General features: G+C 72.2%; 19 protein-coding genes and 1 pseudogene. 10 read left to right on the top strand and 10 right to left on the bottom strand.

Annotation, left to right across the window (positions count from 1 at the left end; all coding sequences use genetic code 11):
- The first annotated feature begins 108 nt into the window (after window positions 1-108).
- The 5 genes from M5362_RS31910 to M5362_RS33080 all read left to right on the top strand — a co-directional run bounded on the left by M5362_RS31910 (window position 109) and on the right by M5362_RS33080 (window position 7,660).
- A complete protein-coding gene (locus M5362_RS31910; protein WP_260231386.1) occupies window positions 109-1,290 on the top strand; it encodes a DUF2306 domain-containing protein in 1,182 nt (393 codons plus the stop codon).
- A complete protein-coding gene (locus M5362_RS31905) occupies window positions 1,287-2,183 on the top strand; it encodes a hypothetical protein (protein WP_260231385.1) in 897 nt (298 codons plus the stop codon). Before M5362_RS31910 ends, M5362_RS31905 begins: the two co-directional genes overlap by 4 nt.
- Before the next feature lie 132 nt (window positions 2,184-2,315).
- Window positions 2,316-3,611: an MFS transporter gene (locus tag M5362_RS31900; RefSeq protein ID WP_260231384.1), complete on the top strand. Its 1,296-nt coding sequence runs from the start codon at window positions 2,316-2,318 to the stop codon at window positions 3,609-3,611.
- A 195-nt stretch (window positions 3,612-3,806) separates the two neighbouring features.
- The gene (locus tag M5362_RS31895) at window positions 3,807-4,568 is read left to right on the top strand and encodes a hypothetical protein (protein WP_260231383.1); all 762 of its coding nucleotides are present in this window, start codon (window positions 3,807-3,809) and stop codon (window positions 4,566-4,568) included.
- A gap of 287 nt (window positions 4,569-4,855) precedes the next feature.
- On the top strand, window positions 4,856-7,660 hold the full coding sequence (locus M5362_RS33080) for an aminoglycoside phosphotransferase family protein (RefSeq protein ID WP_261366756.1): 2,805 nt from the start codon (window positions 4,856-4,858) through the stop codon (window positions 7,658-7,660).
- A gap of 42 nt (window positions 7,661-7,702) precedes the next feature.
- Here M5362_RS33080 and M5362_RS31885 read toward each other — a convergent pair whose 3' ends face one another.
- The 4 genes from M5362_RS31885 to M5362_RS31870 form a co-directional block, all read right to left on the bottom strand.
- Entirely contained in the window at window positions 7,703-8,782 is a 1,080-nt protein-coding gene (locus M5362_RS31885; RefSeq protein ID WP_260231381.1) for a HAMP domain-containing sensor histidine kinase, read from the bottom strand.
- Window positions 8,775-9,527, bottom strand: coding sequence for a response regulator transcription factor (locus tag M5362_RS31880; RefSeq protein ID WP_260231380.1), 753 nt, complete (start codon window positions 9,525-9,527; stop codon window positions 8,775-8,777). The genes M5362_RS31885 and M5362_RS31880 overlap by 8 nt, the downstream gene beginning before the upstream one ends.
- 9 nt (window positions 9,528-9,536) lie before the next feature.
- Window positions 9,537-10,238 carry a VanZ family protein gene (locus tag M5362_RS31875; RefSeq protein WP_260231379.1) on the bottom strand — a complete coding sequence of 234 codons (702 nt, stop codon included), beginning with the start codon at window positions 10,236-10,238 and terminating at the stop codon, window positions 9,537-9,539.
- Between the two features lie 128 nt (window positions 10,239-10,366).
- Window positions 10,367-10,954, bottom strand: coding sequence for a flavin reductase family protein (locus tag M5362_RS31870; RefSeq protein WP_260231456.1), 588 nt, complete (start codon window positions 10,952-10,954; stop codon window positions 10,367-10,369).
- Between the two features lie 241 nt (window positions 10,955-11,195).
- Here M5362_RS31870 and M5362_RS31865 point away from each other — a divergent pair, with 241 nt between their 5' ends.
- Window positions 11,196-11,834 (top strand): DUF11 domain-containing protein, encoded by a 639-nt coding sequence (locus M5362_RS31865; protein ID WP_260231378.1) that lies wholly within the window; start codon window positions 11,196-11,198, stop codon window positions 11,832-11,834.
- Between the two features lie 50 nt (window positions 11,835-11,884).
- Here M5362_RS31865 and M5362_RS31860 read toward each other — a convergent pair whose 3' ends face one another.
- From M5362_RS31860 to M5362_RS31850, 3 genes are all read right to left on the bottom strand, one after another.
- Window positions 11,885-12,664 carry an enoyl-CoA hydratase/isomerase family protein gene (locus M5362_RS31860; protein ID WP_374214560.1) on the bottom strand — a complete coding sequence of 260 codons (780 nt, stop codon included), beginning with the start codon at window positions 12,662-12,664 and terminating at the stop codon, window positions 11,885-11,887.
- A 74-nt stretch (window positions 12,665-12,738) separates the two neighbouring features.
- Window positions 12,739-14,970 carry an acetate--CoA ligase family protein gene (locus tag M5362_RS31855; RefSeq protein WP_260231376.1) on the bottom strand — a complete coding sequence of 744 codons (2,232 nt, stop codon included), beginning with the start codon at window positions 14,968-14,970 and terminating at the stop codon, window positions 12,739-12,741.
- A 395-nt stretch (window positions 14,971-15,365) separates the two neighbouring features.
- A complete protein-coding gene (locus M5362_RS31850) occupies window positions 15,366-16,520 on the bottom strand; it encodes an NAD(P)/FAD-dependent oxidoreductase (RefSeq protein WP_260231374.1) in 1,155 nt (384 codons plus the stop codon).
- A 180-nt stretch (window positions 16,521-16,700) separates the two neighbouring features.
- On the opposite strand from M5362_RS31850, the gene M5362_RS31845 reads away from it, so the two are divergent.
- The 4 genes from M5362_RS31845 to M5362_RS31830 all read left to right on the top strand — a co-directional run bounded on the left by M5362_RS31845 (window position 16,701) and on the right by M5362_RS31830 (window position 18,344).
- Entirely contained in the window at window positions 16,701-17,150 is a 450-nt protein-coding gene (locus M5362_RS31845) for a DoxX family membrane protein (protein ID WP_260231372.1), read from the top strand.
- Window positions 17,150-17,560, top strand: a complete 411-nt coding sequence (locus tag M5362_RS31840; RefSeq protein ID WP_260231367.1) for a Zn-ribbon domain-containing OB-fold protein — start codon at window positions 17,150-17,152, stop codon at window positions 17,558-17,560. The genes M5362_RS31845 and M5362_RS31840 overlap by 1 nt, the downstream gene beginning before the upstream one ends.
- A gap of 87 nt (window positions 17,561-17,647) precedes the next feature.
- Window positions 17,648-17,875, top strand: coding sequence for a hypothetical protein (locus tag M5362_RS31835; RefSeq protein WP_260231365.1), 228 nt, complete (start codon window positions 17,648-17,650; stop codon window positions 17,873-17,875).
- Window positions 17,876-17,951: 76 nt separating this feature from the next.
- Window positions 17,952-18,344, top strand: coding sequence for a subtilase-type protease inhibitor (locus M5362_RS31830; protein WP_260231363.1), 393 nt, complete (start codon window positions 17,952-17,954; stop codon window positions 18,342-18,344).
- A 146-nt stretch (window positions 18,345-18,490) separates the two neighbouring features.
- Here the strand turns inward: M5362_RS31830 and M5362_RS31825 are convergent, their stop codons facing one another.
- The 3 genes and pseudogenes from M5362_RS31825 to M5362_RS31815 form a co-directional block, all read right to left on the bottom strand.
- On the bottom strand, window positions 18,491-20,776 hold the full coding sequence (locus tag M5362_RS31825; RefSeq protein WP_260231362.1) for a VCBS repeat-containing protein: 2,286 nt from the start codon (window positions 20,774-20,776) through the stop codon (window positions 18,491-18,493).
- Between the two features lie 166 nt (window positions 20,777-20,942).
- Entirely contained in the window at window positions 20,943-23,135 is a 2,193-nt protein-coding gene (locus M5362_RS31820; protein ID WP_260231361.1) for a VCBS repeat-containing protein, read from the bottom strand.
- Between the two features lie 39 nt (window positions 23,136-23,174).
- A pseudogene (locus tag M5362_RS31815) lies at window positions 23,175-23,404 on the bottom strand (hypothetical protein); the annotation flags it as partial.

The raw sequence follows: 23,404 nt of genomic DNA, 5'->3' as shown, positions 1-23,404 counted from the left end.
GTGAGGCGGGCCCAGGCCCGTGACGCAGACCCGTTGACCGCGGGTGACACCCGCCCCTACCTTCCTCCATAGTCCAGAAAGGACTATGGAGCGGCGGGGAGAGTGCCGATGGGCGTCACCAGATGGGGGAGGGTGGCCGCCTTCGCGGTGATCGTGGGCTGCGTGGCCTACGCGCCGGTCGCCATGACCCAGTTGTGGCCGTACGCGTCGCCCGGAGCGCCCGCCCCCGGTGAGTGGCTGATGGGCCGGATCGTGTCGCCGGAGTACGTCGCCGAGGCCGTGCGGGACCGGATCGGACCGTACGGGCGCAGCCTGGTCCCGCTGATCGTCCACTCGGTCCTGGGCGGCCTGCTGATGCTGCTCGGCCCGGTCCAGTACCTGTCGGCGGTCCGCCGGCGGCGCCGCCTGCACCGCGTCGCCGGCACGGTGTTCGCGGTCACGGTGTACGCCTCGATGGCCGGCGCCGCGCTCTATCTGGCCCGTACGGCACCGGAGGACGCGTACAGCGGCGCGGCGTTCTGGGTCGTCCTCGCGACCATCCTCGTCGGCACCGTGGGAAGCGTGACCTTCGGCGTCCTCGCCGCCCTCGCCCGCTTCCCCGACCTGCACCAGCGGTGGATGCTGCTCTGCTACGGCTTCCTGCTGACCGCGCCGCTGCTCCGCCTCGAATGGGGCGGCCTGCCCCGGCTGTTCCCCGGTCTGTCCATGGCCGAGATCAACCGGATCGCGATCATGCACCTCGGCTCCGTGGTCGTGTTCGGCGCGCTGCTCGCCTCGCGGGCGCTCGACCGGCGGACCACGGTCCCCGGCGTCCGCGGCACCTGGTGCCCGACGCCCCTGTTCGTGGCGGCGCACCTGGCCGGTGCCGCGGCCCTGGTCCGGCTCTCCCTGTCCCTCCTGGACGGTCCGGGCGCGGAGGGCCCGCGACTGCTCCTCGGGTACCTCGTCCCGTACGCCGTGACGTACGCGGTCATGGCCGCCGGCCACCGGCGAGCGGGGCGGCGCGGGGCCGGCTGGGCGCGGGAGGAGTGGCGGCTGCATCTCGTCGCGCTGTGCCTGGCACCGGTGTTCTCGGCCGGAGCGGCGTTCGTGCTGGAGCGGTTCGTCCGCCTGGACGCGTGGACGTCCCTGGTCGCGGGCGTCGCCATCGGCTGCGGGGTGCTGGCCTTCGCGGCCACGACGGTGGTGAGCCTGCGGGTCATGTACGGGCGCGAACTCCTGGCGCGCGAGGCAGAGCCACCCGCGGTGGCGGCCGCGGCGGCCGACGAGCAGGAGGCGGGGCGGCGATGAGAGAGGAGACTCCGGCGGGCGGCGGGGTGGTCGGTGGTGCGCGGACGGGTGTCGGCGGGCGGGAGCTCTCGCCCGGGGTGGCGATGCTGGCCTCCGTCGTGGCCGTCATCAGCGTCATGGTGGGCGCGCTGCTCGCCCTGACCAGCGTCGCCGGATACGCCGCCGGTGCCTGGACCTCCCCCGAGGCGCTCAGCCCCGGGCTGGTCGGGGCGGCGATGGCGGGCGTGGCGCCCGCGCTCCTCACGGTCGGCCGGGCGCGGGTCTGGGAGGAGGCGCGCACCCTGGTCCTCCCCCTCACGGTCGTGCTGGTCGGCCTCTTCGTGGTGAGCCTGCTCAACGGCGAGGCGCTGTGGGTGGCGAAGGGCGGCTCGCTGTTCCTCGTACTCTTCAGCCTCGGCTGGGTCGCGACCCTGGGGGCGCTCGCCGTCGCGGCCGTGCTCTGCGTCGCCCTCCAGTACCGGCGGCCCGCGCTCGGGTCCCCGGAACGCGTCGCCCCGCTCCCCGGCTGGTCGAAGCCGCCGCTCGCGGTGCTGGGTTCGGGGTGGGCCGGCATCGGCGCGGGCCTGCTGGCGGTCCCGGACTTCTGGTCGGGCTTCGTGCCGTGGCAGGTGAACCGCGCCGACGCGCAGGGTCTGGGGGTGTGGGCGCTCGCGCTCGGAGTCGGCGTCCTGGGCTCCCTGGCCGAGGACGACCTGGCCCGCCTGCGCCCCGCCCTGCTGGCCGTCCCGTCCGTGGCGCTCGCGTCGGCGGTCGTCCTCGCCGTCCATGCGCCGGACGTGGACTGGGCGTCGGGCCCGGGGCTCTCGCTCGTGACGCTCCTCGCCGGACTGCTGGTGACGGGGGCGACGGGCCGCCTCCTGTGGGCCCGGGCGACGAGACCCACGACAGGCTGACGTCCGGTCCATGGCGTGATCCCTGGCGTGATCCATGGCGCGATCCGTGCCCCGATCCGTGTCCCGATCCTTGCGAAAGCTGTCGTTCGGGCCAATGGTGGGGGGCGGGTCCGGGCCGCGAAGCTGTGTGACGTGACCCAGACAACCGAGCCCGTGGCGCCCACGGCCGCCCCCTCCCGTACTCCCCGTGTCCACCGCGCCTGGTTCGTCGCGGTCGTCACCTTCGTCACGATCATCGGCGCCGCGGCCTTCGCCTCGCTGCCCGGGCTGCTGATCGAGCCGCTGCACAGCGAGTTCGACTGGTCGCGCGGCACGATCGGCTTCGCGGTCTCGGTGAACCTCGCCCTGTACGGCCTGACGGCTCCCTTCGCGGCCGCCCTGATGGACCGTTTCGGCATCCGCAAGGTCGTCGCCGTCGCGCTGAGCGTGATCGCGCTCGGCTCGGTCCTGACGGTGTGGATGACGGCGTCCTGGCAGCTCGTCCTGTACTGGGGCGTGCTCGTCGGCCTCGGCAGCGGCTCGATGGCGCTGGCGTTCGCGGCTACGGTGACGAACCGGTGGTTCGTGGCCCGGCGCGGCCTCGTGACCGGCATCCTCACCGCGGCCGGCGCGTCGGGCCAGCTCGTCTTCCTCCCCCTCCTCTCCTGGCTGGTCGAGAACGAGGGCTGGCGCCCGGCCGCGGTCACCGTCGCGCTCTCCGCCCTCGCGGTCGTCCCCTTCGTCTGGCTGCTGCTGCGCGACCACCCGGCGGACGTGGGTCTCGCGCCCTACGGCGGTGAGTTCGTACCGAAGCCCGCCCCCGTCACCGGGGCGGCCCGCCGCGCCGTGACGGTGCTCCTCAAGGCGGCCCGCACCGGCCCGTTCTGGCTCCTCGCCGGCACCTTCGCCATCTGCGGCGCCTCGACGAACGGGCTGGTCAAGACCCACTTCGTCCCCGCGGCCCACGACCACGGCATGCCGATCACCGCGGCGGCCTCGCTGCTCGCGGTGATCGGGGTCTTCGACGTCGTCGGCACGATCGCCTCCGGCTGGTTCACGGACCGCTTCGAGGCGCGGCGCCTGCTGGCCGTGTACTACGCGCTGCGCGGCGTGTCCCTGCTCTTCCTGCCGATGCTGCTCGCGCCCTCGGTCCACCCGCCGATGGTCTTCTTCATCGTCTTCTACGGCCTGGACTGGGTGGCCACGGTCCCGCCGACGATCGCCCTGTGCCGCGAGCACTACGGCGAGGACAGCGCGATCGTCTTCGGCTGGGTCCTCGCCTCCCACCAGGTGGGCGCGGCGGTCGTCGCCTTCGCCGGCGGAGTGGCGCGGGACGTCTTCGGCTCGTACGACGTGGTCTGGTACGCCTCGGGCGCGCTCTGCGCGGCGGCGGCGCTGATGGCGCTGGTCATCCGCCGCCGCAGCCCGGCCGTGACTGCCACCGCCTGAACCGCCGCCGCAGCCGGGCCGGCGGCCGCGGTCTGATCGCGAGGGCCCGGTGCCGAGGCGGTGGGGCTCCTCCCGCCCCACCGGGCGGCCGTCGCGCGAGGCCGACCGGATCTCGTGACCGAGGGTCAACTCGCCTGTTCGCGGAGTACATTGATTCCGCCGGGTGCGACGTGCTCGACGGGGAGGGCTGTCCTGGTGGTTGAGAAGATCGTCGGTGGCGTCGTCGTGGCTCTGCTGACGGCGGTGGGCCGAATACTGTGGCAGAACAGGCGTCACCTCACCCTGCTCCGCGTCCTGCTCACGCCGACGCGCCGCATACGCGTCTCCGTCGCCGTACTGCTGCGGGTGAACGACGAGGACCACTACGTCCTCTTCTCCTCGGTCACCCGCCCGGGGGCCTTCGGCCCGCCCGGCGGCGTGGTGAAGTACCACGAAGCGGCCAAGCCCCGGCTCGAACGGTTCGGCTTCGAACCCGAGGGCCGCGCCCGCGCCGAGATGCGGCACGACCTGCGCGGCTTCCTGCCCGCCCTGCGGGTCCTGGGCTTCGCCCGCTGGCTCCAGCGAGGCACCGACCGCGAGGCGGCGACCGAGTGCCTGCGCCGCGAACTCGTCGAGGAACTGGGCGAGGTGGGCCACGAGGAGCTCGCCCCGCTGGCCCGTGAGGCCGGCTTCCGCCCGGTGGGCCGGCACATCGACGGGCCGTTGAAGGTGCCGGGGGAGACCTACCGGCAGATCCGCTTCTTCGAGGTGTACGACCTCGTGCCCGACAAGCCGGAGGCGACCGAGCTCCGCTCGGCCGTGCTGAACCTGGCGGCGGATGCCGACGAACCCCTGGTCATCGGCGTGACCCGGCGCGACATCACCCGGGGGCGGTCCCAGGCCCACGTGGTCCTGCCCCAGTCGGCCTTCCTCGCGGGCGACCGCCGGGTCCGGGAGGACATCGCCCCGGTGTCCTGACCCGCCGCGGCGGTCCGCCGTCCCTCGGGGCCGACTCTCCCGTCCCGTCCGGACTGCCTCGGCCCGGACCGCGCCCGGCGTGAAGGGCTCCCGGTCGGACCGCTTTCGGCTCAGACCAGGGCCGGCTCGGACCACTCCGGCTCGGACCACGTCCGGCTCGGCGCGCCTGCACCGCGGCCGGCCCCACCCGCTTCCCCCTGGCATCAACCGTGTGCCACCTGCCGGTTTCGTCCCGCTCCGCCCCCCGCTCGCACGGGGCTGTCGTGATCTCTCGGAAGGAACAGATGATGGTTGCTTCGTCGGTGTCGCCGGATGAGTTCAATGAGGCGTACAACATCGTCACCAAGGCCCTGCACGACGCCGCCGGGGCCGACGGCCGGTTGCCGGGCGACCTGTCCAGGTCGCTCGGCATCCTGGCCACGGCCGAGGAGGAGCTCGCGAACGGGAACTTCGCGGGTCCCACTTTCAAGATCGCCAATGCGGCCAAGATCGCCGCGCAGCTGCACTACGCGGAGGCGGACCCCGGACGCGCCCGCGTCCTGTTCGACCTGGCGGTCCGGTTATATGAGTCTCGCCATCCGGACAGGTTCCAGCAGTCGATCGACGAGTGCCGCAAGGGGCTCGTGCTGCTCGGTCCCCCGCCACCGGTCCAGGAGGAGGTACCGGCGGCCGACGCGGCCGAGGCCCAGGTGGCGGTCGAGGTGGAGGTGGAGGTGGAGGTCGAGGCCGAGCCGTCGAACTCACCGGGGCCGACCCGGGCCAGGATTCCCGGTCAGACCCGCATGACCGCCCCCGCCGGACAGGTCGCGCTGGATCTGTTCGCGCGCTGGCGGTCCGACCAGCCGTGGAAGGCCTCCTTCTCGGAGCTGTACGCCGGTTTCCAGAAGCGGCTCGTGGAACGCCTCACCGAGCACGCCCCCGACGCGGCCGAGCTTCTGCGGCCCCTCATCGACTCCGACCTGAAGATGCTGACGGACGAGCTCGCGGACGTCCGGATTCCGGCTGACGAGTACTGGCCCCTGCACGACGGCGCGATGAGGGTCCGGAACGCGGCGCGCGCGGCCATGCGCAATTACGTCAACGGAGGTACCGCCTCCGAGGCGCAGCAGGTCCGGATGAGGTTCCTGCAGAGCGCCCTGCTGAACTTCTGCCTGCGCGAGCACCTCAGATCGAACAACTACCAGATCGTGGCCGACGTCGTCGCCTACCTCCAGACCATCCAGGCCGAGCACCGGCGCAACAGCGATCAGCGCGAACTGCTGCTCGCCGCCGCGGAGGCGACCACGCTGGTCGCCGTCAGCGAGCTGCAGGACGTCGACCTGGAGCTGCGCCTGCTCCCGGTCTGCGGCTGGCTGCGGCATGCCGTGGGTATCCAGCTGCTCATCGGCGGCCCCGACCCCGTCGACCCCGAGTACAGCAATCAGGACCCGCGGGTGAGGGACGTGGACACCGCCGAGTGGTGGGCCACCCATCTGCTCGACCAGTGGGCCAACATGCCGGAGCACCGGCACAGCACCGCCTTCATGCTGCTGAACCTCTCCGGCTGGAAGGAGGACCAGCTCGACCGGCTGCTCACGGGGCTGTACCACAATCCCCAGAGGGAGCCTTCGGCGCGCGACAGGGACGTCCGCCGGTTCTGGCGCCGGCACGCGGTCGACCTGCTGGACAAGGCCCGGGACGTGAGCGTCGTGAAGAACGCCTGGGAGCCCGGCACGGCGTCGGAGACGACCGCTTCGATGTCCCTCACGGAGCGGGACCACATGCTCCAGCTGCCCAACCGGCTCCTCCAGGGCGTGGCCGCCGAACTGGCCCCCCGGCACGGCGGCCTCATGGTGCAGGGCGCCCTGTTCGCCGGCCGCCCCGTGCCGACGTTCCTGGCGCGCAACGTCTTCGGCCCGGTGGGTGTGCTGAAGATCGACGAGGAGAGCAAGGTCCAGCGGGAGAAGGACAACTTCGACGAGTTCGGCGAACAGCTCCAGCCGTTCTACCGGTCGAGCAAGTGCACGGTCTCGTCCACGGCGATCGTCAACCGCAGCAACGGCAGCCGCTACCAGGCGATCCTCACGTCGTACGTCTTCCGTGAGGACGACGAACCGAGCACGTTCCGCGACTGGCTCACGCGGCCCGAGCCCGTGAGCGACGAGGCGCTCGGCCACGTGGTCCAGCGGCTCTTCGTCAAGGCGCTCGGTCCGTGGCTGAGCAATGCCAGCCGGGCCGTGGGCGACCTGCGGGGCGAGTATCCGGCCCTGCGCCCGGCCGGTTTCGAACGGGCCGGTTACCGCCCGGGCAAGGACGCCGAGTCGGAGCTCGACAAGTTCGCCTCCGAGGAGGTCGGCGCCCTCTTCGGGGTCCCGGACGGTCTCTCCTCGCGGCCCGACACCCTGGGCAGGCTGCTGGGGGACCCTTCGCGCGTCGGCGGACTGGCGTCGGACAAGGAGCGGACCAGCCCGCTGTGGCTGGTGGCCCGGATCGCCGACATCGCGAAGCCCGAGCCGGATTCCGCCCGGCTCATCGACTGGCTGCTCTACGACCGGGAGCACGGCCTGACGACCCGGTACCTCACCTGCGTCTCGCACGGCGACCTGCACTGCGAGAACATCCTCGCCAGCGGTCCGGACCCGGCCGACCCCCACCTGTACGTGATCGACTTCGAGACCACGCACCGCGGCCACATCGCCAAGGACTTCGCCCGCCTCGAAGCGGCGCTGTGGTCGCGGACGTTCCTGTGGGGGCCGGAACAGGTGACCCTGATCCGCGAGTGGTTCGCCGCGTCACTGCACGCGGACAAGCTGTGGAGCCCGTCCCTGTCGGACCTCCCGCCGGGCGCGGACGACTCGATGCGCCGCATCCTGACCTGTGTCATCAAGCTGCGGAGCATCCTCAAGGGCTGCGAGCAGTCGAACTGGGCCTTCAACGACCTCGAATACCAGTGGGCCCTGCTCGCCTCCCTGCTCCCCTTCGCCCGCTACCGCGACAACGAGGACCTGGTGAACCGGTGGCTGCCGTTCTACCTGGCCGCCGACGTCGCCGACGCACTGGTCACCAGGGCCAGGGAGGCCACGGACGTCGCTGAGCCCACGAACACGGACTGAACGGGCCGCGCCCGAGCACGGACCGAGGCTCAGAGACTGTGTCTACGGCGTGCCGGGAAGCCCGACCGTGACGAGGAGACCGCCGGCCGGGCCGGGGGCGAGTTCGAGGGTCCCGTCGTGGGCGCGGACGATGCTGGCCACGATGGCCAGGCCGAGACCGGCGCCGGCGTGCTCGTCGGTGCGGGCGCGCTCCGCTCCGCGCTGGAAGGGTTCGGTGAGGGTCGGTACGAGTTCCGGTGGCAGCCGAGGACCGGTGTTCTCGACCCGCAGCACGCTCCTGTCGCCGTACGCCTCGGTGTGGACCGTCACGGTGCCGTCGGCGGGGAGGTTGTGGACGACGGCGTTCTGGACGAGGTTCGTCACCATCCGCTGCAGGAGCTCCGCCGAGCCGCTGGTCCGGGCCGCCCCGCCGGTGACGTCGAGGGTGATCCGGCGCTGTTCGGCGAGGGGAAGCAGCGTCTCGGCGGCTTCCTCGGCGAGGAGGGAGAGGTCGACGCTCTCGCGGGTGAGGGTTCCGCGGTCGCCGCGGCTGAGCAGCAGGAGGGCCTCGGTGAGGTCGATCGCCCGCGTGTTGACGGCGTGCAGGCGTTCGACGAGTTCGCCCCGGTCCCGCGTGGGGTCCTCGCGGGCGACGTCGAGGAGCGCGCGCGAGATCGCCAGCGGGGTGCGCAGCTCGTGGGAGGCGTTCGCGGCGAACCTCTGCTGCTCGGCGACGTGGGACTCGAGCTGTTCGAGCATCGAGTCGAACGCGTCGGAGAGTTCGCGGAACTCGTCCTGGCGGCCCTTCATACGGATCCGGTGGGACAGCGACCCGTTCCCGGCCCTCCGTGCCGCGTCCGTGATCCGCGTGAGGGGCGCGAGCATCCGGCCGGCGAGGATCCAACCCCCGACGAGGCCGAACAGGAGGAGGAAGAGCATCGCCACGGCCGCGGCGGGGACGAAGGTGCGCACCAGGAGGTAGCGGTTGGGTGAGATCCCGAGAAGGCCCTGGGAGTTGTCGGGTACGTAGCGCAGCAGGAACCCCCAGACCACGGCCAGCAGGAGGGCTCCGGCGACGGCGAGGAACCCGGCGTAGCTGAGGGTGAGTTTCAGTCGGGCGCTGAGCCCTCGGCGTCTAGGCATGAGTGCTGCCGGGGCCGGTGGCGTCCGTCCCGGGGGCGCGGTCCGTGCCGGGGCCGGTGGTGTCCGTGCCCGGGGCGCTGTCCGTGCCGGTGTCGATCCGGTAGCCGACGCCGGGGAGCGTGGCGATGATCCACGGTTCGCCGAGCCGTTTGCGCAGGGCGGAGACGGTGATGCGCACGGCGTTGGTGAGGGGGTCGGCGTTCCCGTCCCAGGCCCGCTCCAGCAGCTCTTCGGCGCTGACGACCCCGCCCTCGGCGGCGACGAGGACCTCCAGCACGGCGAACTGTTTGCGGGTGAGCGCGACGTAGCGGCCGTCGCGGAAGACCTCCCGGCGGAAGGGGTCGAGCCGCAGGCCCGCGATCTCGCGGACCGGGGGCCGGGCGTACGCGCGTCTGCGGTCGAGCGCCCTCAGCCGCAGGACGAGCTCTCGCAGGTCGAACGGTTTGGTGAGGTAGTCGTCGGCGCCGAGTTCGAACCCGGAGGCCTTGTCGTCGATCCGGTCGGCGGCGGTGAGCATGAGGATCGGGATGCCGCTGCCGGAGGCGACGATGCGCCGGGCGACCTCGTCGCCGGAGGGGCCGGGGATGTCGCGGTCGAGGACCGCGAGGTCGTAGGAGTGGACGCTGAGCAGTTCCAGGGCGGTGTCGCCGTCGGCGGCGATGTCGGCGGCGATCGCCTCCAGCCGCAGGCCGTCACGGACGGCCTCGGCCAGGTAGGGCTCGTCCTCCACGATCAGTACGCGCATGCCGGAAGCCTAAGCAGCACGCCGTACCGCCGACGTGTACGAGGAGGGCGTCTCCGGCGACGTGCGCCACCAGCGGCGCGACGCCAGCCCGGCCAGCGCGGCGCCGGCGGCGTTGACCAGTACGTCGTCCACGGAGGACACCCGGTCGAGCCGCAGGACGTACTGGGCGGTCTCGACCAGGACCGAGCAGCCCGCCCCGAGCGCCAGGATCCGCGGTACGGATGTCAGCGCCGCGGACCGCATCGGGGCGAAGAAGCCGAGCGCCGCGAAGACCAGCAGGTTGCCGCCGATCCCGAGCGGCCCCATCGTGACCAGGTCCCGCAGCGGTACCAGGCTCACCCGCGCGGGGACGGTCCCGGCCCCGCCGCCCGGCATCATCGTCATCCACACGAACGGCACCGTCCCGTGGACCATGCCCACCTCGGCGAGCGACTTCCGCCACGCCGACGCGACGCCTGCGGCCCGCCGACGACGCGCCAGGGCCCACGCCACCAGCGCGGCCAGCGGCAGCGTGACCAAGGTCATGAGCATCACGCCGTTGAAGGTGTCGAGGCAGCCGTGCCACCGCCCGGCCATGCACCTCGGAGCGGACATCATGAGCGGCTTCCGTACGACGAACAGGGCGCTCGCCACGCCGAGGACCGCCAGGCCGAGGAGCACGGTCCTGCGCGTGCGGCGGGTCGGTACCGGCAGGGATGCGTCGTGGGTCATGTGCCCATTGGAGACGGGGGGCCGTTGCGGTGGCGTATGCGGTTTTCGATACGCCCGCGATACACGGCGTCCCCGGCATCGAGGAACCGGCGACGCCTGGCCCCGACGGCACCCGCCACAGGCGCCCGTCAGTCGCCGAAGCGCCCGAACCGGCCCCGGTGGAAGAGCAGCGGCTCGCCCTCGTCCTCGTCGGGAGTGCCCAGGGCCTCCACCCTGCCCACCACGATCAGGTGGTCCCCGCCCGTGTGGACCGTGGCGATCGTGCAGTCGATCCACGCGGGGGCCCCGGCCAGCCGGGGCGAGCGCGTGACCGGAGCCGCGTCGTACGCCACCCCCGCGAACTTGTCAGCCCCGCTCTTCGCGAAGCCCAGGCACAGGGCCCGCTGGTCCGCGCCCAGCACGTTGACGCAGAAGACCCCGGCGCGGGCGATCCGGGGCCAGGTCGTCGACGTACGGGCGACCATGAAGGCCACCAGGGGAGGGTCCAGGGAGAGCGAGGCGAAGGACTGGCAGGCGAAGCCGGCCGGGCCGTCCGCGTCCAGCGCCGTCACCACGGTGACGCCGCTCGCGAAGTGCCCGAGCACGCGCCGGAACTCGGCCGGGTCCACGGGCAGCCGTTCGTCCTCCCGTACCGCCCGGAGCCGCGGCCTGGGCGGTGCTTCGACGGTCGTGGGCGATCCGGCCGACCTGAGGTATCGGACGGCGGTGGCCGCCATCCCAGCGTGTCCCATCACACGTCCATTGAACCTGACGAGTCGTCAGATGAAAACCCGTGTGCCGAGGACCGTCCGTACCCCGCACGGCGGCCACCTCGTCATGGCGATCGGGTGAAGCGGGCCATGCCCCCGTAATCAGGCCCCCACCTGGTGCGTTGCCGACGTGCAGACATCCGTGGACCGTGCCGCCGTGGAGCAGCCGGAGCCGGTCGCGACAGACATCACACGACAGGAGACGTACATGGCCACGCACACGTTCGGGCGCCGCATGTCGGCCGTCGGCACCGTCCTGGGACTCGGTCTCGGGCTGCCGTTCGCCTTCGGGGTCACCTCCGCCTACGCGGCGGCCCAGCTGGAGATCACGAAGACCCACACGGGCGACTTCGCCCGGGGTGGTCAGGGCGTCTACCGGATCACGGTCACCAACTCCGGTGACGAGGCGAGCGGCGGGACGGAGATGACGGACACCTTTCCGGCAGGGCTCCAGATCGACGACCTGAACGTCGTCGACAACGACGTCGCGGTCAGCTGCGTCTGGACCCAGACGCTCACGTGCAACACCCCCGCGATCCCCGCCGGCCAGGGCTACGCCATCGACGTGACGGTCTTGGTCGCCGCCGACGCTCCCTGCAACCTGACCAACACCGCGATCGTGGAGGACACGCCGACCGGCGCCTCGGACTCCGCGAGCGACCCCACGACCGTCACCGGCGGCGACTGTGACGACGACGGCGAGGAGGGGGGCGGCGTCCTGTCGATCCTCCCCGTCAACCTCAACGGCGTCCTGCCGATGTTCAACAACATCAGCACCAACAACAACATCAACAGCCCTGGTGCCAGCAACACCAACGGGCAGAAGTTCAGCCTGACCGCGCCCTGATTGCCCTGACCGCCTGATTGCCCTGACCGCGCCCTGACCCCTCGCGCGGCTCAGCGGCCCTCGTACCGGGGCGTCCGGCGCTCCACGAAGCTCGCGACGCCCTCGTTCGCGTCCCGCGTGGTCATGTTGATCTCCTGGGCCGCCGCCTCCGCGGCGAAGGCGGCGGCCCGGTCCGCGTCCAGCGAGGCGTTCACCAGCTGCTTGGTGAGCGCCAGGGCGCGGGTCGGCCCCTGGGCGAGACGCTCGGCCCACTCCCGCGCGGTCTTCTCCAGCTCCTCTGCCGCCACGACCCGGTTCACCAGGCCCAGCTCCCGGGCGTCGTGGGCGGTCACCGCGTCCCCGAAGAACATCAGCTCCTTCGCCCGCTGCGGCCCGATCAGCCGGGGGAGCAGATACGCCCCGCCCCCGTCCGGCACCAGACCCCGCCGCACGAACACCTCGATGAACTTCGCCGACTCGGCCGCCAGGACCAGATCGCACGCGAACGCCAGATGCGCCCCGATCCCGGCCGCCGTCCCGTTCACCGCCGCGATCACCGGCTTCTCGCAGTCCAGTACGGCCCCGATGAACCGCTGCGCGCCCTGCCGGATCGTCCGCGCCACGTCCCCCGGCACACGCTCCCCCGGCACACGCTCGCCCGGCACATGCCCCCCGGGCACACGCTCGTCCGGCACACGCTCGTCCGACGACGGCGTGCCCCGCAGGTCCGCCCCCGCGCAGAAGCCCCGCCCGGTGGCCGTCACCACCACCGCCCGTACGTCCGGGTCGGCGGACGCCTCCGCCAGCAGCGTGATGATCCGCTCGCGCTGGTCCCAGGTGACCGCGTTCATCGCCTCGGGCCGGTTGAGGGTGATCCACGAGACGCCGTTCCCGACCTCGTGCAGCAGGTCTTCCACCAGGGCTCCTATCGGCAGACCGCGAGCGCGTCGAGCGCCACCGCGCCCTGCCCCCGTGGCAGCACCATCAGCGGGTTGATGTCCAGTTCGGCGAGGTCGCCGTCCAGTTCGAGCGCCATCCGCTGCACCCGCAGCACGACCTCCACCAGCGCGTCCACGTCCGCCGGCGGAGCCCCCCGTACGCCCTTCAGCAGTGCCTGCCCGCGCAGTTCGCCGAGCATGTCCCTGGCCTGGTCCTCGCCGAACGGCGGCACGCGCACGGCCGCGTCGTTCAGGACCTCGACCAGGACGCCCCCGAGCCCCACGGTGACCGTCGGCCCGAAGAGCGGGTCGCGGGTCACGCCCACCACCATCTCGACCCCCCGCCCGACCATCTGGCAGACCAGGATCCCGTCGAGGTCGACGCCCTCGTAGCGGGCGATGTCGGTGAGCTCGCGGTACGCGTCCCGCACCTGGCTCGCCGAGGTCAGCCCGACCTTCACGAGCCCCAGCTCCGTCTTGTGCGCGAGCTGCGCGCCCGACGCCTTCATCACGACCGGGTAGCCGACGAGCGCGGCCGCCCGGACCGCCGCTGCCGCGCTGGTCACCAGCTGCTCGCGCGGCACCCTGATGCCGTACGCCCGCAGGAGCTGCTTCGCGGCGTGCTCGCTGAGCTGCCGGCCCGGCCGCATCAGGGCCTGCGCCTTGCGGAAGGAGGGGGAGGGGGTCCGCGGGGCCTCGTCGAAGGGGGAGCGGTAGCCGGTGGTGAAGCGGTGGTGGTCGAGGTAGGCCTTCACGGCCCCGATGCAGTTGGAGAAGGTACGGAAGGTGGCGACGCGCGACGAACCGAGCAGGGTCTCGCGGTAGGCCGCCTCGGTACCGACCGGCGACCCCCACACCACGCACACCAGCTTGTCGGTCGTCTCGGCCGCCTCCACCAGGTCCTGCGCGAGCTTGTCGCTCATGGGCGGGAACGGACCGGTGATCGGACAGATGAGGACGCCGACGGACGGGTCGGCGAGGATCGCGTCGATGATCTTCCGCCCGCGCCAGTCGCCCACCGGGTGCCCACCGTTGTCGACCGGGTTGGCGACGTTCAGATAGGGCGGTATCCACTGGTGCAGCTCGTCCTGCTTGGTCCGGGGGAGGGTCGGCAGGCGGAGCCCGGCGGCGGTGGCGAGGTCGGAGAAGTGCGCTCCGGTACCGCCGGAGATGGAGTACACGACGACGCCGTCGGCGACCGGCTTGCGCGCGCGGGCCAACAGGGCCGCGGTGTCCTGGAGTTCGTCGAGCCCGTCGACCCGGATCACTCCGAACTGCCGCATGGCCGCGTCCACCACCTGGTCGGCGCCCGTCAGCTTCCCGGTGTGCGAGGCGGCCGTCCGCGCCCCGGTCTCCGTCCGCCCGACCTTGACCGCGACGACGGGCACGCCCTCGCGGGCGGCGCGGTCGGCGGCGAGGAGGAAGGAGCGGCCGTCCTTGAGCCCCTCGACGTAACAGGCGATGGCCCCGACCTCGGGACGGGTCGCGAAGTACGAGATGAAGTCGGCGGTCTCCAGGTCGGCCTCGTTGCCCGTCGGCGCCCAGTGGGAGAGCCGTACCCCCAGCTCCTGGAGGGTGTGGACGGGCCGCCCCTGGTGCCCCGACTGGGTGATGAGCGCGATGGCGGGCCCGTCCAGGTCGTCCCGGAACCGCTCGAAGGCGTTGAGGTTGGTGTTCGGGCCGAGGAGACGGATCCCGGAGCGCCGCACGGCGTCGGCGAGACGTTCCTGCGCGGCGGCGCCCTCGCCGCCGGTCTCGGCGAACCCGGAGGCGAAGGCGACGGCGAACCTCACCTTGGCCTCAGCCAGTTCCTCGATCACGGGGAGCGGATCGGCCACCAGCAGGACGGCGAGGTCGACGGGCTCGGCGAGCGCGGCGACGGACGGCGCGCAATCGATGCCGAAGACGGTCGTACGGGTGGGGTGCACGGGCACGAGCCGGGCGCCGACCCGTTCGGCCCAGGCGATCAGCTGCCGGGTGATCCCGGTGTTCGGCCGCCCCTCGGCGTCGGATGCCCCGACGACGGCGACGGACCCGGGCCGGAAGAACCGGTCGAGGTCGGGCACGGGCGCGTGGAGCGGCCGCCCGCTGACGTCCGTGTCCCCCTCGACGGCGGTGACGCCGTGCACGGCGACCCCCGGGGTCCCGGAGTGGTCTCCGCAGGCGACCACGCGGGCGCGGAGATCGGTGGTGAAGGTGCCGTGAGTCGATCCAAGCATCGTTCCGCCGCTCCCCTGCTCGTCGCTGAACAGTCCGCACATCGACCTGACGCATAGTCAGATTACAGAACTGACGCGCAGTCAGGAATGGGTGTGCGCATACGGGCCGGTGGGGCGCCCCGGAAGGGAGCCGTCGAGGAGACTGGCGACGGCAGGCAACGCCCGCCCCCGCGCGGCCCGCGTCCGCGCGGCCTGTCCTCCCCGCGAGGCCTGCCCCTCGCGCGGCCTGCCCTCCCCGCGGCCTGCCCCTCGCGCGGCTGGCAGGGCGCGGCCGCCGGGACTCGGCTGACCGCACGGGCGGCCCGCGCGGTCAGCCCGTACGGGCGGCCCGCGCGTCCACCCGCGCGGGCGTCAGGCGGCGTAGCTGTCGGCGCGTAGCCGTCAGCGCGTGGCTGTCAGCGCGTGGCTGTTCTCGCGATCCGCCGGGCGATCTTCTCCGCGTCGAGCGCCATCTCGCGGAACATCCCGCTGATCGGGTTCGTGAACCCCGTGAAGTACAGCCCCGGCGTCTCGCGCGGCGTCCGTGCCCCGTGGGTCACCGGCCTTCCCCGCTCGTCCAGGACCCCGAGGTGTCCGACGAGGGGCTCCAGGCCCCGACGGTAGCCCGTCGCGGCGATCACGGCGTCCGGGGTGACCGCCGAGCCGTCGGCCAGGACGACCTTGTCGCCGTCGAAGGATGCGACCGCGCCCACGATCTCCACCTTCCCCCGGCGCACGGCGTCGATCAGACCCACGTCCTGCACCGGGATCGCGCCCTGGCGCACCCGCGAGTAGAGCCCCGTGTCCGGCCGCGGCAGCCCGTGCTCCGACAGGTCGGGTACGGCGATGCGGCACATCAGCTCGCCCAGCTTGTCCACAAGCCGCACCGGCAGCCGCCGCACCAGGATGCCCGTGCGCTGGGCCGGCCACCCGGCCGTCGAGCGGCGCACGATGTGCGGCACCGTGCGCACCGCGAGCCGTACGCGCGCCGCCCCGCCCTCGACGAGGTCGGCGGCGATCTCGGCGCCGGTATTCCCGGCGCCGACGACGAGGACGTCCCGCCCGGCGTACGGGGCGGGGTTGCGGTACGCGCTCGCGTGCGCGATCTCGCCGCCGTACGCCTCCAGGCCGGGCCACTCGGGCAGGCGCGGGGTGTGGTTGTAGCCGGTGGCGACGACCACGGCCCGCCCGGTCAGCTGCCGCCCGCCCGTCGCGTGCAGCAGCCACTGGTCCCCGGCGCGCTCGACGCGGGAGACCTCGACGCCGGTCACGATCTCCAGCTCGTGCACCTCGGCGTACTTCTCCAGGTACCGCACGATGTCGGCGCGGGCGACCCAGCGCCCGAAGGACCGGGGTATCGGGAGGCCGGGGAGCGCGGACAGGCGCCGGGTGGTGTGCAGCCGCAGCCGGTCGTAGTGGGAGCGCCACGAGGCGCCCACGGCGTCGGACTTCTCCAGGACGACGGCCCGGACGTCCTTGGCGCGCAGTGAGGCGGCGACGGCGAGTCCGCCGGGTCCGCCCCCGATGACGTACACCGGGTGATCGGGGCTGGAATGGGGGGTGTTGACCATGAGTGCTCAGCGTAACGGCGTGCTCACTCGGTGGGTCTCGGTCAAGAGGGGAATCGGTTGCGAAACGGTCACGCGTGGGTGGACTGTGCGGTGGCGTGCGGGGGTCTTGCGCAGACGGTGACGGATCCGCTGAACTGACGTACCGTCAGATCAGGATCGAGGAGGGGCAGGTACCGAGCGATGCAGACCGTCTGGCTGACCGGCGCCGAATGGCTCGCCGTCCTCCGCATCGGCCTCGGCCTCTGGTGGCTGGAGAGCTGGCGCCACAAGGACAGGAAGGGCTGGTTCGAGCGCGGCACGGGCATCGCCTGGGCGGCCGACGTCGCCGGCAAGCACCGCTGGCCCTTCGTGAAGCGCGGCTTCGACTCGGTCGTCGCCCCGCGCCCGAAGCTGATGGCGTACGTCGTCGTCTACGCCGAACTGGCCCTGGGCCTCGGCCTGACCTTCGGCTTCCTGACCCCGATCGCCCTGGTCGGCGGCCTGCTCCTCAACCTGCTCTACCTCGGCCTGATGATCCACGACTGGGCCGAGCAGGGGCAGAACGCGATGATGGCGCTCATCTCGCTCGTCGCCCTCTTCGCGATGTCCTGGCAGACCTGGTCCCTCGACCACGCGATCGGACTCTTCTGATGACGGCCGCCGACCCCGACATCGACGCCTTCACCCGCCCGTACTGGGAGGCGGCGGGCGCAGGCCGTCTGCTGCTCAGGCGCTGCACCGCGTGCGGCCGGGCCCACCACTACCCGCGGGAGTTCTGCCCGCACTGCTGGAGCGAGGACGTGACCTGGGAGCCGGCGAGCGGCCGGGCCACGCTGTACACCTGGTCGGTCGTCCACCGCAACGACCTCCCGCCGTTCGGCGAACGGGTGCCGTATGTGGCGGCGGTCGTCGACCTGGCGGAAGGCCCGCGGATGATGACGGAGATCGTGGACGTGGCGGAGGCGGACCTCCGGATCGGGATGGACCTGGAGGTCACGTTCCGTACGGAGGGAGAGGTACGGGTGCCGGTGTTCGGTAAGCACGAGGGCCGGGCGGACTGAACGGGGCCCCGGCGGCCGGCGTGCGGGCCCGCTCACACGGGGGCGATGTTCCGCCACAGCTGGGTACTGGTGCCTTCACACGCGTACGTGACCACGAAGGCGCTGCTCGTCAGGCACTTCCCGTCACCCACGTTCAGCGAGTACGCCCCCGAGTCCGAGGAGCCGCCGCCGGAGGGCGGGGGAGCGGGCCGGGTGGTCCTGGGGGTGGACGGGGTGGAGCCCCCGCCCGAGGAGCCGGAGCCAGCACCCCCGTTCGCCGCGGACTCTCCACCGCCGCCGGGCGGCCTCGTCGCCGGCTGGGACGCGGCCAGTTGACGGCGAAGTGGATGAACTTCCCGGTCATGCGGGTGGTGCTTGGTGACCCGGGGTCGGAGCCCTCGTTCTGCGGTGCATGAAGAGCACCCACGCACTGGCCGTGGCCACGGCCACCGTCGCGGGCCTCGGGCTCGCGAGCGCGGCGGACGCCGCGCCCACCCCGCCCACCCGGATCTTCCTCACGATCACGTCCGGCGCGACCGGCGACGTGAAGGAGGTCTATCTCGGGTGCGGCCCCACCGGCGGAAACCACCCGCAGGCCGAGGTCGCGTGCACCGCCCTGGACGACGCGGGCGGCGACTTCGACAGGCTGAAGGGCGGCGACGCGGACGTCATGTGCCCGATGGTCTACGAACCGGTGGTGGCGGAGGCGCAGGGCACCTTCGACAACGTCCCGGTCGGCTGGAAGAAGACGTTCGGGAACACGTGCGAGCTGAACGCGAAGACGGGCACCGTCTTCGCGTTCTGACAACGACGCCGTCGGTCGCACGGCCGCGTACACGACGTACGGGACCCGGGCGAGGCGGTCTGGGCGCCCGCGCCGACGTCCGTCAGGACGAGGGCAGCCCTCCGCCCCTCCCTCGCAAGGGAGGAGGCGGAGGGCTGCCGGCGGTGTCAGAACACCGAGTTGACCGGTGCCGAGTCCCCGAGCAGGTTGCCGGCCACGGCGGGCGCGAAGGGGGTCGTCGTGTTGCCCGTGCCCGCGTAGAGCTTCGAGCCCGACGCTCCGACCGCGTAGAGGTCGTTGCGGCCGTCGCGGTCCGCGTCGCCGATGCCGACGAGGTGGGTGAAGCCGCCCCAGCCGCCGCCGATCTTCGTACGGGGCGCGAAGGCGCCGTCGCCCTTGCCCTCGTAGAGCCACAGGACACCGGCCGTGTCGCGGGCGACGAGGTCGCCGGCGGCGGTGCCGGAGAGGTTGCCGGTGGCCGTGAGCTGGTTGAAGATCCCCCAGCCGCTGCCGACCTTCACCCGGGCGCCGAACGGCGAGGCCGCGTCGCCCGTGCCCTTGTAGAACCACAGGGCACCCGTCGTGTCGGTGGCGAGCAGGTCGGACCTGCCGTCCCCGTCGAGGTCGCTCCCGCCGGTGATCTTGTTGTACGTGTTCCAGCCGCCGCCGACCTTCGTACGGCCGGCGAAGTTGCCGTCACCCTTGCCCTGGTACAGCCACAGGACACCGGAGGCGTCACGGGCGACGACGTCGCCGGCCGGGCTGCCGGCGACGTCCCCGACGGCCTCCAGCTGGTTGAAGATCTGCCAGCCGCTGCCGACCCGGACACGGCCGGTCGAGTACGGAGCCGACGAGGACGGCGTCTTGGCCGAGTCGTCGCGCCACAGGACACCCGAGGAGTCACGGGAGAGCAGGTCCGGGGTGCTGTTGTCGGTGTAGTCGTGCAGGGTGACCGCACGGGTGACCTTGAAGGTGCCGGACTCCTTGACGTCCGGCCCGATGCCGTTGACCGGGGTGGCGTTGAACTCCCACGTGTAGTCGCCGCCGGGGGCGAACGCTGCGTAGCCCTGGGCGCCGGTGAGAAGGCCGTTCCAGGGGAACTCGACGACTCGGGGCCCGTGGGTGGCGCTGGTCCCGCTGAACGTACGCTCCACGCTCTGGCCCGTGCGGACGTGACGCAGCGTCACGGTCCCCTTGGCGTTGTAGCGGGCGAGGGTCCAGCTCAGCGATGCCGAGCCGCCGTTCCTGTCCAGGTCGACGACGGGGGGAACGTCCGTCTTGAGCACGGTGAGCGCGGTGGGAACGCCGGTGTCCGCGACGAGCGTGGCCGTGGGCGTGCCGTCCTCCCCGAGCGCGACCCGGTAGATGCCCTCGCCCTGGGCGAGCGTTCCGCCGCGCACCAGGAGGGCGCCGTCGGGGGTGGGGACCGCGGACGTGGCGTGGTCCAGCAGCTTCACCGTCCTGTTGTCGAGGACGTTGAGGGCGTTGAACGCGAAGCGATCGGACTTGAGGTCGTAGGACTGCGCGTACGGCACGGCGGTGTAGGCCAGCCAGTCGCCCAGGATGCTCACGTGGGTGTTGAGGGCGTTGCCCAGGTCGAGGAGTTTCACGGCCGGCGCGCTGCCCGTGCCGTCGCGGTCGGCGTACTTCAGCTCGTTCTTCGCCGTCGACGCGCCCTCCACCCAGGCCATGCGGCCCGTGGAGACCGCCGAGTCGACGGAGTACCCGGCCGCCCCGACCTCACGCTGCTCCACGACGGAGGCGCTGGTGACGTCCACGACGGCGAAGTGGAAGCGGCGGGCGTCGGGGTCGTCCACGTAGTACCGGACGAACATCGTGGTCGCGGAGACGGGCTCCATGCTCTGGAAGGTGAAGTTCGCCGGGAGGCCGGTCACCTGCCGGTCGGAGCCCTCGTGGATGCCCTCGCGGACGAGGCGGAGCTGCCCCTTCTTGCCGTTCGGGTCCCAGGACGAGAAGACGAGGGTCCTGTCGACGAGCCCTCGCCAGGAGAGGCGGGTGTCCGGCTGCGAGATGACCTTCGGGGCGCTGCCGGGCGACGACATGTCGTGCAGCAGGTACTGGGTCTTGCCGTCTTCCTTGGTCGCGACGGTGTCGGTGCCGCCGGCGTGGTACCCGCTGTACCGCTTCGGCAGCTCCGTGGTCGTGCCGGTCGTCGTACTCGTCCAGCGGAAGACGGACCCGCTGTCGGTGGCCTCGGCGGCGAGGAACCCGCTCTGGCCGGCGCCGACGATCCGGGAGGTCGCGGGGATGGTGATGACGCCGTCCCGCGCGTCGGCGGGTGCGGCGGAAGCCGCCCGGACGACGCCGGCGGGCCCTGCGGGTACTGCGTTCGCGTGGGCGGCCGTGGTCAGGGCCGCGCCTGCCGTGACCGCGAGCACCGTGGTGACGGCGGCGGCGAGGCGATGACGAGCGGCGGCTCGTACGTGGAACAAGTGAGGTCCTCCCCCAGAGAGACCGGGCGCACCATGCGCCACGCCCGGTCAGACTCATGATCGCGGGGGAGGGTTGTACACCTGTTCGTCAGTTGCGCGGAGTTCTTGTTCGGACGGTTCCTCTCGATCGACCGGCCGCACCAGGGCTGCGTGCCCGGGTCCTTGATCAGGAGAGAAGGTTGTACGCGGTGGCAAGCTCATCCACGGCCGCGAGTTCACGCGCCTTGAAGGGTGCACGCCAGTCGCCCGTCCCCTTGTAGAGGTACGAGCCTTCGGCGCTGTACGCGAGGAGGTCAGGATGCCCGTCCCGGTCGGCGTCGCCGGTGCCGACGAGGTCGGTGTACGTGTTCCAGCCGGCGCCGATCCTCGTACGCGCGGCGAAGGTGCCGTCGCCCTTGCCGAGGTAGAGCCAGAGGACGCCGGAGGTGTCGCGGGCGACGAGGTCTCCGGCGGTGCCTCCGGCGATGTCGCCGACGGCGGTGAGGTCGTTGTAGATGCCCCAGCCGTGGCCGATCTTCTTCCGTGCGGAGAAGGGGGACTTGTGGTCTCCCGTGGCCTTGTAGAGGTAGAGGTCCCCGGCCCTGTCGGTGGCGACGAGGTCGGGGCGGCCGTCGCCCGTCAGGTCGCTGCCGCCGGCGAGCCGGGTGTACGTGTTCCAGCCGGAGCCGATCCGCGTACGGGAGGCGAACGTGCCGTCGCCCTTGCCGAGGTAGAGCCAGAGCACGCCGGCCTTGTCACGGGCGACGAAGTCTCCGACGGCCAGGCCGCCGAGGTTCCCCGTCGCCTCGATCCGGTCGTAGATCTGCCACCCGCTGCCCACGAGGCTGCGCCGGCCGTACAACTGGTCGCCGCCCGCCAAGTAGTTGGTGTCGCTGCGCCAGAGTCGACCTGCGCCGTCGCGCAGGAGCACGTCGGGGGAGCCGTTGTCGTTGAAGTCGTGCGGGGCGGTCTTGCGGACGACCTTGAACGCGCCGGACTCCTTCAGCACCGGCCCGATGCCGTTCAGGGGCCGGGCGCTGATCTCCCAGGTGTAGTCGCCGTTGTACACGTTGCCGCCCCACGGGAGACGGGCGATTCGTTCCCTGACGAGCTCGTCCTGGCTGGGGGACAGGTACGCCGTCTCCGTCGTCCCGGTCCGTGTGTGGCGCAGGGTGACGGTCATCTCGACGTTGACCCGGGACAGTTCCCAGTCCAGGTTGACCACCCCACCGTTGCGGTCGAGGTCGATCACGCTCGGGATGCTGTGCCGCACCAGCGTGACCTTGGTCGGCTCTCCGGTGGTCGCGACGAGCGTGGCGATCGGAGCACCGTCCGCACCGGGTGCGATCCGGTACAGCCCCTCGCCCTGGGCGACCGTGCCACCGCGTACCAGTTGTGTGCCGTCGGGGGCCATGACCTCGGACGAGACGTGATCCAGGAGCCTGCGCGTGGATCCGTCCTTGAGGGAACGGGCGGTCAGGGCGTACTTGGGCTCCGGTCCGTACCCTCCCTTCGCCGCGTACGTCACCCAGTTCCCGGCGAGGCCGACGGCGGGGGAGGTCATGGTTCCGAGCGGGATGCGCTGCGTCGCGCCCGTCTGCCGGTCCGACACGACCAGCGTCGTGTCCCCGGACACGAGGGACCTCTCCGCCCAGGCCCTGTGCGTGTCCGACTCGGCGGAGTCGTCGATCACCGCGTCCGGACCGGGCGCCGGGAGATCGTGGATCCCGACGACCGTCGCGGTCGCGAGGTCCACGACGGCCTCATGCCTTTTCTTCGTCCCGGTCGCGTAGGTCACGTTCGCCGTCCCAGGCTCCGTGCCCGCCCGGCCGGTCACGAGGTCGGCGTCCGGAGGGAGTCCGGTCACCGACCTCCGCTTCAACGCGCCGTCGATCACGCTGTACAGCCGGAGGGACCCGTCGCCGACCGAGGAGAGGATGGTGGAATCGGCGGCGCCGATCGCCCATCCCTCGGGGTAGCCCACCTTCTCGGGCGGGACGACCACGACGTCCGATCCCGTGGCCATGTCCGTCAGTGATATGCCCCGCCGCCCGTCATCGACGACGACGCGGTCTGTACCGGGGACACCGAGGACCCGCATGCCCGGAAGCACGGACGAGGACCCGTCCGAGAACCGCGTCCATCGGATTTCGTTGGAGTACCACGCTCGCGTCAGGAACCCGGTCCGGCCCGCGAAAGTGATGTCGGAGCGCTTAGGGAACGCGATGACGTCCTGCTGGTCCGTCTCCGAGGCCGGCAGGACCACGCCCTCGGTGGCCGGTGCCGCGACGGCCGGTCCGGCCGCCAGCGTGCCCGTCGTCATGGCGAGGGCGGCCGTGATCGCCGCCGCGAGGTGGCGGGTGGTGCGTGCGGAACTCAAGGTCTCTCCCTGGGAGGTGGTGCTCGACGGGGGCGGCGATCAGGCGAAGAGGTCGTGGCGGCGCTCGGTGCCGTCGGAGTACACACCGACCTGCTCGCGAGAGCGGAACGGCGCGCGCCAGTCGCCCGTGCCCTTGTACAGGAGCGCCTCCCACGGGGCGGCGCCGACCGCGTACAGGTCCGGGCGGCCGTCGCGGTCGGCGTCGCCGACGCCGACGAGGTGGCTGTACGTGTTCCAGCCGGCGCCGATCCTCGTACGCGCGGCGAAGG

Source organism: Streptomyces sp. Je 1-79, from assembly GCF_025195125.1.
Classification (GTDB): domain Bacteria; phylum Actinomycetota; class Actinomycetes; order Streptomycetales; family Streptomycetaceae; genus Streptomyces.
Note: the sequence above shows the minus strand (reverse complement) of the source record. Positions and strands in the feature narration are given on the sequence as shown.

Coding starts and splice junctions, on each gene's coding strand:
- M5362_RS31880 (WP_260231380.1), bottom strand. CDS start 9,527: ATGCGCGTACTGATCGTGGAGGACGAGCCCTACCTGGCCGAGGCCGTC.
- M5362_RS31885 (WP_260231381.1), bottom strand. CDS start 8,782: ATGCCTAGACGCCGAGGGCTCAGCGCCCGACTGAAACTCACCCTCAGC.
- M5362_RS31850 (WP_260231374.1), bottom strand. CDS start 16,520: ATGGTCAACACCCCCCATTCCAGCCCCGATCACCCGGTGTACGTCATC.
- M5362_RS31830 (WP_260231363.1), top strand. CDS start 17,952: ATGAAGAGCACCCACGCACTGGCCGTGGCCACGGCCACCGTCGCGGGC.
- M5362_RS31905 (WP_260231385.1), top strand. CDS start 1,287: ATGAGAGAGGAGACTCCGGCGGGCGGCGGGGTGGTCGGTGGTGCGCGG.
- M5362_RS31860 (WP_374214560.1), bottom strand. CDS start 12,664: ATGAACGCGGTCACCTGGGACCAGCGCGAGCGGATCATCACGCTGCTG.
- M5362_RS33080 (WP_261366756.1), top strand. CDS start 4,856: ATGGTTGCTTCGTCGGTGTCGCCGGATGAGTTCAATGAGGCGTACAAC.
- M5362_RS31845 (WP_260231372.1), top strand. CDS start 16,701: ATGCAGACCGTCTGGCTGACCGGCGCCGAATGGCTCGCCGTCCTCCGC.
- M5362_RS31865 (WP_260231378.1), top strand. CDS start 11,196: ATGGCCACGCACACGTTCGGGCGCCGCATGTCGGCCGTCGGCACCGTC.
- M5362_RS31855 (WP_260231376.1), bottom strand. CDS start 14,970: ATGCTTGGATCGACTCACGGCACCTTCACCACCGATCTCCGCGCCCGC.
- M5362_RS31870 (WP_260231456.1), bottom strand. CDS start 10,954: ATGGCGGCCACCGCCGTCCGATACCTCAGGTCGGCCGGATCGCCCACG.
- M5362_RS31840 (WP_260231367.1), top strand. CDS start 17,150: ATGACGGCCGCCGACCCCGACATCGACGCCTTCACCCGCCCGTACTGG.
- M5362_RS31910 (WP_260231386.1), top strand. CDS start 109: ATGGGCGTCACCAGATGGGGGAGGGTGGCCGCCTTCGCGGTGATCGTG.
- M5362_RS31875 (WP_260231379.1), bottom strand. CDS start 10,238: ATGACCCACGACGCATCCCTGCCGGTACCGACCCGCCGCACGCGCAGG.